The 6,554-nt window shown below is 60.7% G+C and carries 7 protein-coding genes; 5 read left to right on the top strand and 2 right to left on the bottom strand.

Features of this window, described 5'->3' with window-relative positions; translation table 11 throughout:
• The first annotated feature begins 333 nt into the window (after positions 1–333).
• A complete protein-coding gene (locus tag SMC5_RS01585) occupies positions 334–627 on the top strand; it encodes a DUF4342 domain-containing protein (protein WP_119086935.1) in 294 nt (97 codons plus the stop codon).
• 145 nt (positions 628–772) lie between these two features.
• The gene (locus SMC5_RS01580) at positions 773–1,072 is read left to right on the top strand and encodes a hypothetical protein (RefSeq protein WP_119086934.1); all 300 of its coding nucleotides are present in this window, start codon (positions 773–775) and stop codon (positions 1,070–1,072) included.
• A 98-nt stretch (positions 1,073–1,170) separates the two neighbouring features.
• On the opposite strand, the gene SMC5_RS01575 is transcribed toward SMC5_RS01580, so the two are convergent.
• A complete protein-coding gene (locus SMC5_RS01575; RefSeq protein WP_119086933.1) occupies positions 1,171–2,859 on the bottom strand; it encodes a serine hydrolase in 1,689 nt (562 codons plus the stop codon).
• Between the two features lie 168 nt (positions 2,860–3,027).
• Between SMC5_RS01575 and mscL the strand changes: the two genes are divergently transcribed.
• Positions 3,028–3,486 carry a large conductance mechanosensitive channel protein MscL gene (mscL, locus tag SMC5_RS01570; protein ID WP_119086932.1) on the top strand — a complete coding sequence of 153 codons (459 nt, stop codon included), beginning with the start codon at positions 3,028–3,030 and terminating at the stop codon, positions 3,484–3,486.
• Between the two features lie 60 nt (positions 3,487–3,546).
• Here mscL and SMC5_RS01565 read toward each other — a convergent pair whose 3' ends face one another.
• A complete protein-coding gene (locus SMC5_RS01565) occupies positions 3,547–5,439 on the bottom strand; it encodes a type I glutamate--ammonia ligase (protein ID WP_119119318.1) in 1,893 nt (630 codons plus the stop codon).
• An 85-nt stretch (positions 5,440–5,524) separates the two neighbouring features.
• Between SMC5_RS01565 and SMC5_RS01560 the strand changes: the two genes are divergently transcribed.
• Both SMC5_RS01560 and SMC5_RS01555 read left to right on the top strand, forming a co-directional pair.
• Positions 5,525–6,106, top strand: a complete 582-nt coding sequence (locus tag SMC5_RS01560) for a mismatch-specific DNA-glycosylase (protein WP_119086930.1) — start codon at positions 5,525–5,527, stop codon at positions 6,104–6,106.
• A 152-nt stretch (positions 6,107–6,258) separates the two neighbouring features.
• Positions 6,259–6,554 (top strand): hypothetical protein (locus SMC5_RS01555; protein WP_133299138.1); only part of this gene is annotated, 296 nt, incomplete at its 3' end.

Below are 6,554 nucleotides of genomic sequence, written 5' to 3'. Positions count from 1 at the left end.
AGGCGCCGTATCGAAGTAGCACACACCGCGTTTCAGGGCCTCTTCAAGGATGGCAACAGCCTGGTCCTGGCTGCAACCTTCCTCATCCACCAGTCGCTGGCATCCGAGGCTCAGGATCGGGAGTTCAACACCAGTCTTGCCAAATGGTCGTTTCTCCATGAGGTTCCTCCCTTCCGCGGTGGAGCCGCGTTCTTCATTAGTATAGCCTCACGGGGCAGCCGTACCAGCGGCCCATGTAACCTTGGCTCCTTCACCTGCGTAAACATGGTGACGGCAGGACAGGCGCAGTGCAGTGATCCTGCGAATCTGCGACAACATCAGAGGAGATGAGATATGAGCAATCGAACCGAAGAGTTCAAAGTCAGCGGTGAGAAGCTGCTGCAGCAGGTCAAGGACCTGGTCCATCAGGGCAACGTCCGACGTGTCACGATCAAGAACAAGGACGGCATCGCGCTGTTTGAGGTACCGCTCACCGCAGGTGTCGTGGGCGCGGTCTTGCTTCCCGTATGGGCGGCCATCGGGGCAGTCGCCGCTCTCGCGGCGTCTTATACCATTGCCGTAGAACTTGTCGACGCGCCGGCGAGACCGACCGTCGAAGGCTCATCCGTCGACAAGACCGAGGTTTAGGCACAGCAATCTGCCCTCGTTGGGGCACTGCAGACGGCCGGGTTTTTGCCCGGCCGTCTGGCATTTCTCTCTCAGAGACTTGAAACGTGGGGCGTTTTATCTATAGTGCCGGCATCACACCCGCATATTTGCATGGGAGGAAGTCATGGATGACGAGAGAGTACGGCTCGAGGGAATAGTCAGTGCGCTCGAACTGAAGGTCAGCGAGCTGGACGAGGACAACGTTGCAGTGGAAGAAGCAGCACGCTTGCGTGCAGAGCTTGATGAGGCATATGAACAGATCGATGCATCCGACCTGGCGGACGATGCTATCGATGATCTGATGGATCGGCTGGACGACCTTCAGGATATCCTCGAGGACCTTGCCGACAGCGACATCGACTGGGACGACGAGGAAAAGGAAGAGGAAGAAACGGACGAAGCCGAGGACGACGAAGACGATTAGTTGCTTGCCCAAGTTTCCTGAATGCAGAACGCCCCGGAGTAATCCGGGGCGTTTGTAGTATTGGGGACAGGCCCAATGTTACAGCGTTGAACGGAGGGTCAGGGTTTCAGCGCAAGCAGACGGCTGAGGAGAACGCATGCCTGGGCGCGTGTGCAATGACCCTCGGGACTCAGCTTTCCATCGGATTCGATGCCGGGGTCGGGGTTCTTGATAATGCCCCTGGTGAAGCAGGCCTCGATGAACGCGTGGGCCCAATAGCCGGACTGGACGTCAACATAGGGGAGTATCGCCGTGTCCTTCCAGTGCTGTGAGCGTGCAATGACGACGAGTGCCTGTGCCACGCTCACGGGTTCCTCGGGCTTGAAGAGGCCGCCGGGGTATCCGATCAGCCAACCTTGGTGGACAGCGGCGGCGACATAGCCTGCAGCCCAATAAGCCGTCGTGACATCCTTGAAGGGATCTGACGTGATGGCGAGCGGCTGGATACCGAGGGCACTGCAGATCAGCTTGGCGTATTCTGCTCGCGTTATCGCACTGTCCGGATGGAACTTGCCGTCTTCGTACCCGGTGACCAGACCGCGGGCGCTCAGGTCGGCAACTGCAGCAAAGGCCCACGATGAGGCGGGGACATCTTTGAATCGAAGCCCGGCGGCGATGGCCTGGGGCACGAGCTGGCGCACACGCATGATGTCGTAGGCGGCTTTGGCCAGGTCGTACTTCATGGAGAGGACTCCTGCGAGGTTCAGCTTGTAGTCGATCCATGGCGTAAACCCGTAGGTACCGGGGCAGGAGGCGATGAGGAGGGTTCCAATGCCGGGGTCGGTTTCCTCCCGCCACATGCCCAGCCCTGGACGAGCACCGCTGGTCGAAGGGAGAAGTGACGAGACTGTCGTGTAGGGAGTCGCAGCGATGGTGGACGCGGCAGCCTGGTCCTGCTCGATCTGGGCGACGGCCTGCTCCGAGAGGATGTGCTTGCCGGACCAGACGCCGCGCTGCAGGAGCATGGTCAGGAACCGGGAATAGTCGTCGGCTGTTGAACGTGCACCTCCAGCGACGTCTGGATTCCGGTTGAAACCCATCAGGTTGAAGGTCGTGTCGTCCATCCCCAGAGGTTCGGCGATATGGACACGGAAGAATTCCTGCCACGTCATCCCGCTGATGACCTCGCAGACACGGGCTCCGACCTGGATGGAAACGGACCCGTCGCTCACCGAGGTTCCGGGCAGAGAGGGCAGGGGTCCGGCGGCAATACGTTTGACACACTCCTCCAGCGTCAGCGTCCGGTCGGTGATCGAGGCGTCTGTCGCCGGCAGTCCGGAATCATAGGACCAAAGCTGTCGTATCGTGATGCCGGCCTTCTCGCCGGTGAACTCGGGCAAATACTTGGAGACGGGGTCGCCCAGCGCAAGCGTGCCCTGGTCCACCAGGGTCATCATCGCCGCCGCGGCCAGCCAGCGTGAAGCGGAGCCAATGTCCACGACTGTCCCGGGGCCGAATTTGGCGTAGCCGGCACTCTCGATGACCTTCCTATCCTTCACGACGACCAGGGCCATGCCACGTGCAGCGGGCGCAGCCGAACTCAGCAGATGGTCGACCTCGGTCATGTCGTAGGAGCCGATGGCGACGACCTGGCGTCCTGGAGCCGCACACCCGGGTGCGCTCATCAGCATTGCCAGAACAAGTATGCCGGCGACCAGGCGCAGCGCCGAGCCGCTATGGTGCAGCGATGTCTGATGCGTCACAACCGGTGCTGACTGGCGAACCGGTGCAGGTTTGCGACACTCCAAGGTTCTCCATTTGCTGTTCACAAGCAGAAGTATACCGTTGTAGGAACCACATGCAACGCTCTCCCTCGCCGGTGAGCCTTTTTCCGTCGTTCCTGCGCGGGAACGACGAATGCGCCCGTGGAATGACGTGCCGTGGGACAGGTGTTATACTGCACGTGGAGGTGACCCATGTGGAATGAGTTCAAGCGGTTCGCTCTGAAAGGCAGCATGATCGACCTGGCTATCGGTATCATCATCGGCGGCGCGGTCGGCAAGGTCATCACGTCTCTTGTCAACGACATCCTGATGCCCCCGATCGGTCTGCTGCTGGGGCGCGTCAATTTCTCGAGCATCTACATCAATCTGGGACGCACGAAGTATCCGACATTCGACCTGGCCGAGGCTGCCGGAGCGCCGACTATCAATATCGGGCTGTTTCTCAACGCGGTCATCGATTTCTTCCTCATCTCGCTCGTCATTTTCATCATGGTGAGGTCGATGAACAGGCTGAGAGAGATGACCGAGAAGAAGATCGTGGTCACGCCCCCGACTCCCACGACCAAGGAGTGCCCTTTCTGCAAGTCGGAGATTTCGATCGACGCTACTCGGTGCCCACATTGCACCAGTGAGCTGACAGTGGAGAAGTAGAAGTCTTTTCTCGATCAGAATGAACAATCGGGCGGACCGGAAGGTTCGCCCGATTGCATGCTAGAACACGCGCTTGCGGTATTCGTCCTCCATCTGTCGCAGATGGTTCATTCGATCGGCGAGGATGAGCTGAAGCCGTGAAGCTTCCTCCAGGGAGTCGCTGGAAAGAGCGGACATCAGCCGGGTGCACAGGGCGGGATTTCCGGCTGTATCGTCGGCCAGCTCGTGTCTCAGAGTGTCGATGCGTTTCCACAGATCCTGAGCGCGGTCGCTGGCCAGGTCGAGTGGCTGGCAGGCCCGTACAACGTCCAGGTCTTCGGGGATGATGCGGACCAGCAGCTCGTGTTTCCAGCGAGCAGTGGCTGCAGTGCGGAACGCATTGATCACGCGTGGTGTCAGGCCACTTCCTGCGGTCAGAACGCGAATGCGGTCCGGAAAAGCCACCAGATTCTGCATGTTCTCCCACACGGTGGCCGGAGGAACGCCAAAGAGATGGTCGCGCTCTTCCTGTGAGTAGTTCTCGAAGACGTTCTCTTCCGCCCGGTACGCCCGGTCCTGTTCAAGGTAGCTTCCGGGTTCACCTGCCTTCTTGGAGATCTCTGCGAGGAGCGCTTCGGGTGGCGTGCCGGACTCGATCGTCCATCTTATGCCGTCAAGCATTGCGAGGATGGACGCGGCTACGGCAAGGTAGGTGTTGGTGTAGGCGTTGGGAGCCCGCAGTTCGAAGCGCGTTGCTCGCGGGTTGTCGACGTCTCGGACTAGGCCTGCCAGGACCGTGCGGTTGCGTGACGGGGTGGCGGGATCGAGTCCCAGCGCCGCGACGATGCAGACAGGTGCTTCGAAACCGGGTTTGAGCCTGTTGAAGGCATCGTTGCTTGCAGAGATGAACGGGCCGACGACTTCGTAGTTGCGGAGAAGACCCATCAGCGCTCCGTATCCGATCACACTCAGGAAGTCGGCATGCATGTTCGCGGGTGCGAAGAGGTTGATGCGCCTGCCGCTGGGCAGGACGCCCGCGATGCCCAGGTGCGTATGTTCGCCGGAACCTGCGACGCCCGGGATGGGCTTGGCCTTGAAGGTGACCGTGAGGCCGTTGGCGCGAAACGTTTCCTTCACCAGGATGCGCGCAAGGAGTTCATTGTCGGCGGCCTGGAGCGCTGGGGCGTACCGCCAGTCGATTTCCATCTGCTCCATGACGTGGGTCAGTTCGCCGCCGGCCCCGATGGCTGCCTTGACGCCGCCGACTTCCTTATGGCCCATCTCGGGCTGCAGACCATATGCTTCAAGTGCCATCACCGCCTGTTCGAGAGCGGTTCGGGCGACGCCTCGCGTGCGCTGCCAGTAGTTTTCCTGCAGCATCTGCGCTGCCGAGAGCTCCTCGACGTTTGCTGTATCGGTCGGAGTCTTGACCCAGAACTCCAATTCTGTCCCGACGGTGAACTCGATGCCCGCAAGTCGCGCGGGCTCGAGGTGAGCAAGCAATGGGGACGAGGCATGGTCGCGCACAAGCTTCAGGATTTCCGCCCGTGCATACTCCACTGTGGCTGCAAGCAGAGAGCGCGAGTCGATGCGCTCACCGCGGTGTACCAGAAAGGACGGGATGCGCAGTGTCCCCACCGGGAGACCGGTCTCGTGGTCCACGTGTTCCTCGTTGTAGTCGACGAACCAGGTGGCAGTCAGGTCCGGCGCAAGATCGACCTGCGCATCGTCCAGCGAGGTCATGCCGCCCAGCACGACAGACGAACCGTCGGTCTGGACAGCCTTTCCGGCCAGAAACGCGTCGATGTCGGCGACAAAGGTCTGGATGGGGATACGCTCGTCGGTGTCGTTGCCGGCAAGGTCGATCGCCACAAGAGAGACGAAGCGAATCTCGGGATGCTCGCGGAGGATGGCGAGCAGGGTCTCGCGGCCACACTGGCCTCCAGCGATGCTATAGATGCGTTTGCCGTTCATAGGGCCTCCTCGATGCAGTTTTCCTGAGACTACAGTCGGGAGCGATTTTTGCAAGCCGTCGGCTTCACACTGCTATACTGAAAATATGAGAAACCAACATGGACAGGGCGGGGGCGAGCTGGAACCAGCGCTTGATGGCCGAAGTGCCAGAGAGCTCATCCCGGACGTACTGACTGATGGTCTGAGTGTCGTCTTCTGCGGTTCGGCGCTGGGGGATGTCTCCTGGGAACGAAGGGCCTACTATGCCAACCCGGGCAATCGCTTCTGGCAGACCCTGGCAGAGGTCGGACTGACGCCTCGCCGGCTTGTGGCTGAGGAATACCCGCAGCTGGTCGACTGGGGGATTGGACTGACCGACCTGGTCAAAACCGATCACGGGCAGGACGTGCACATCTTCGACGGCCATGTCGACCTGGACGAGGCGCGCAGACTGCTCAGGGCAAAGGTCCTGCGGTGGCAGCCGCGCGTGCTGGCGTTCACCAGCAGGACCGTGGCGGCTCAATTCCTGGGGTGGCGCGCCGTGCTGGGTCGACAGCCGGACTGCGTCGGGCGAACAGTGGTGTGGGTCCTGCCATCGACCTCCGGTCTGGCGCGGCGCTTCTTCGATATCGGACCCTGGCAGGACCTGGCCCGGTTCGTCCGTGACACGACCGGCGGAGTCTCTTGATTCCCTGCCGCGCGGGATACACTGATGGTGTCTGGTATCATATCGCATGAGAACAGGGAGAACGATGGTGTCTGAGACTGTTGCACGAGATGTCCACGTTATGCTGGAGGCACCGTTGCTCCAGCTTCTGGACGAATACGGCCTGCTGTGACATGACGACCGACAAACTCACATCGCTGCACATCACGATTCCTGAGCTGAGGGGCATGCTGCCCGGCATTCAAGCGTCGGTTTCAACAGCGTTCTGGGTCCCCCTCGCCGAGTTTGTCCTGCGTCGCTCGGGAACCTTCGAGGTCGTCTGTCTGCGAGAAGACACCGATGCTATCAAGCTGCTCATGCCGGTCGCTGAGACGATCGAGCGGAGACGCGAAGACGGAGCCCTGATGTTCTGGGGTGTCATCACGCCTGCGGTCACCAGGGCTGTCGTCGGGGGCCACGGTTCCGGTCA

This window comes from Candidatus Cryosericum odellii (assembly GCF_003570935.1).
Classification (GTDB): Bacteria; Caldisericota; Caldisericia; order Cryosericales; family Cryosericaceae; genus Cryosericum; species Cryosericum odellii.
The sequence above is the reverse complement of the archived record's forward strand: the minus strand, read 5'-3'. Positions and strand labels throughout refer to the sequence as shown.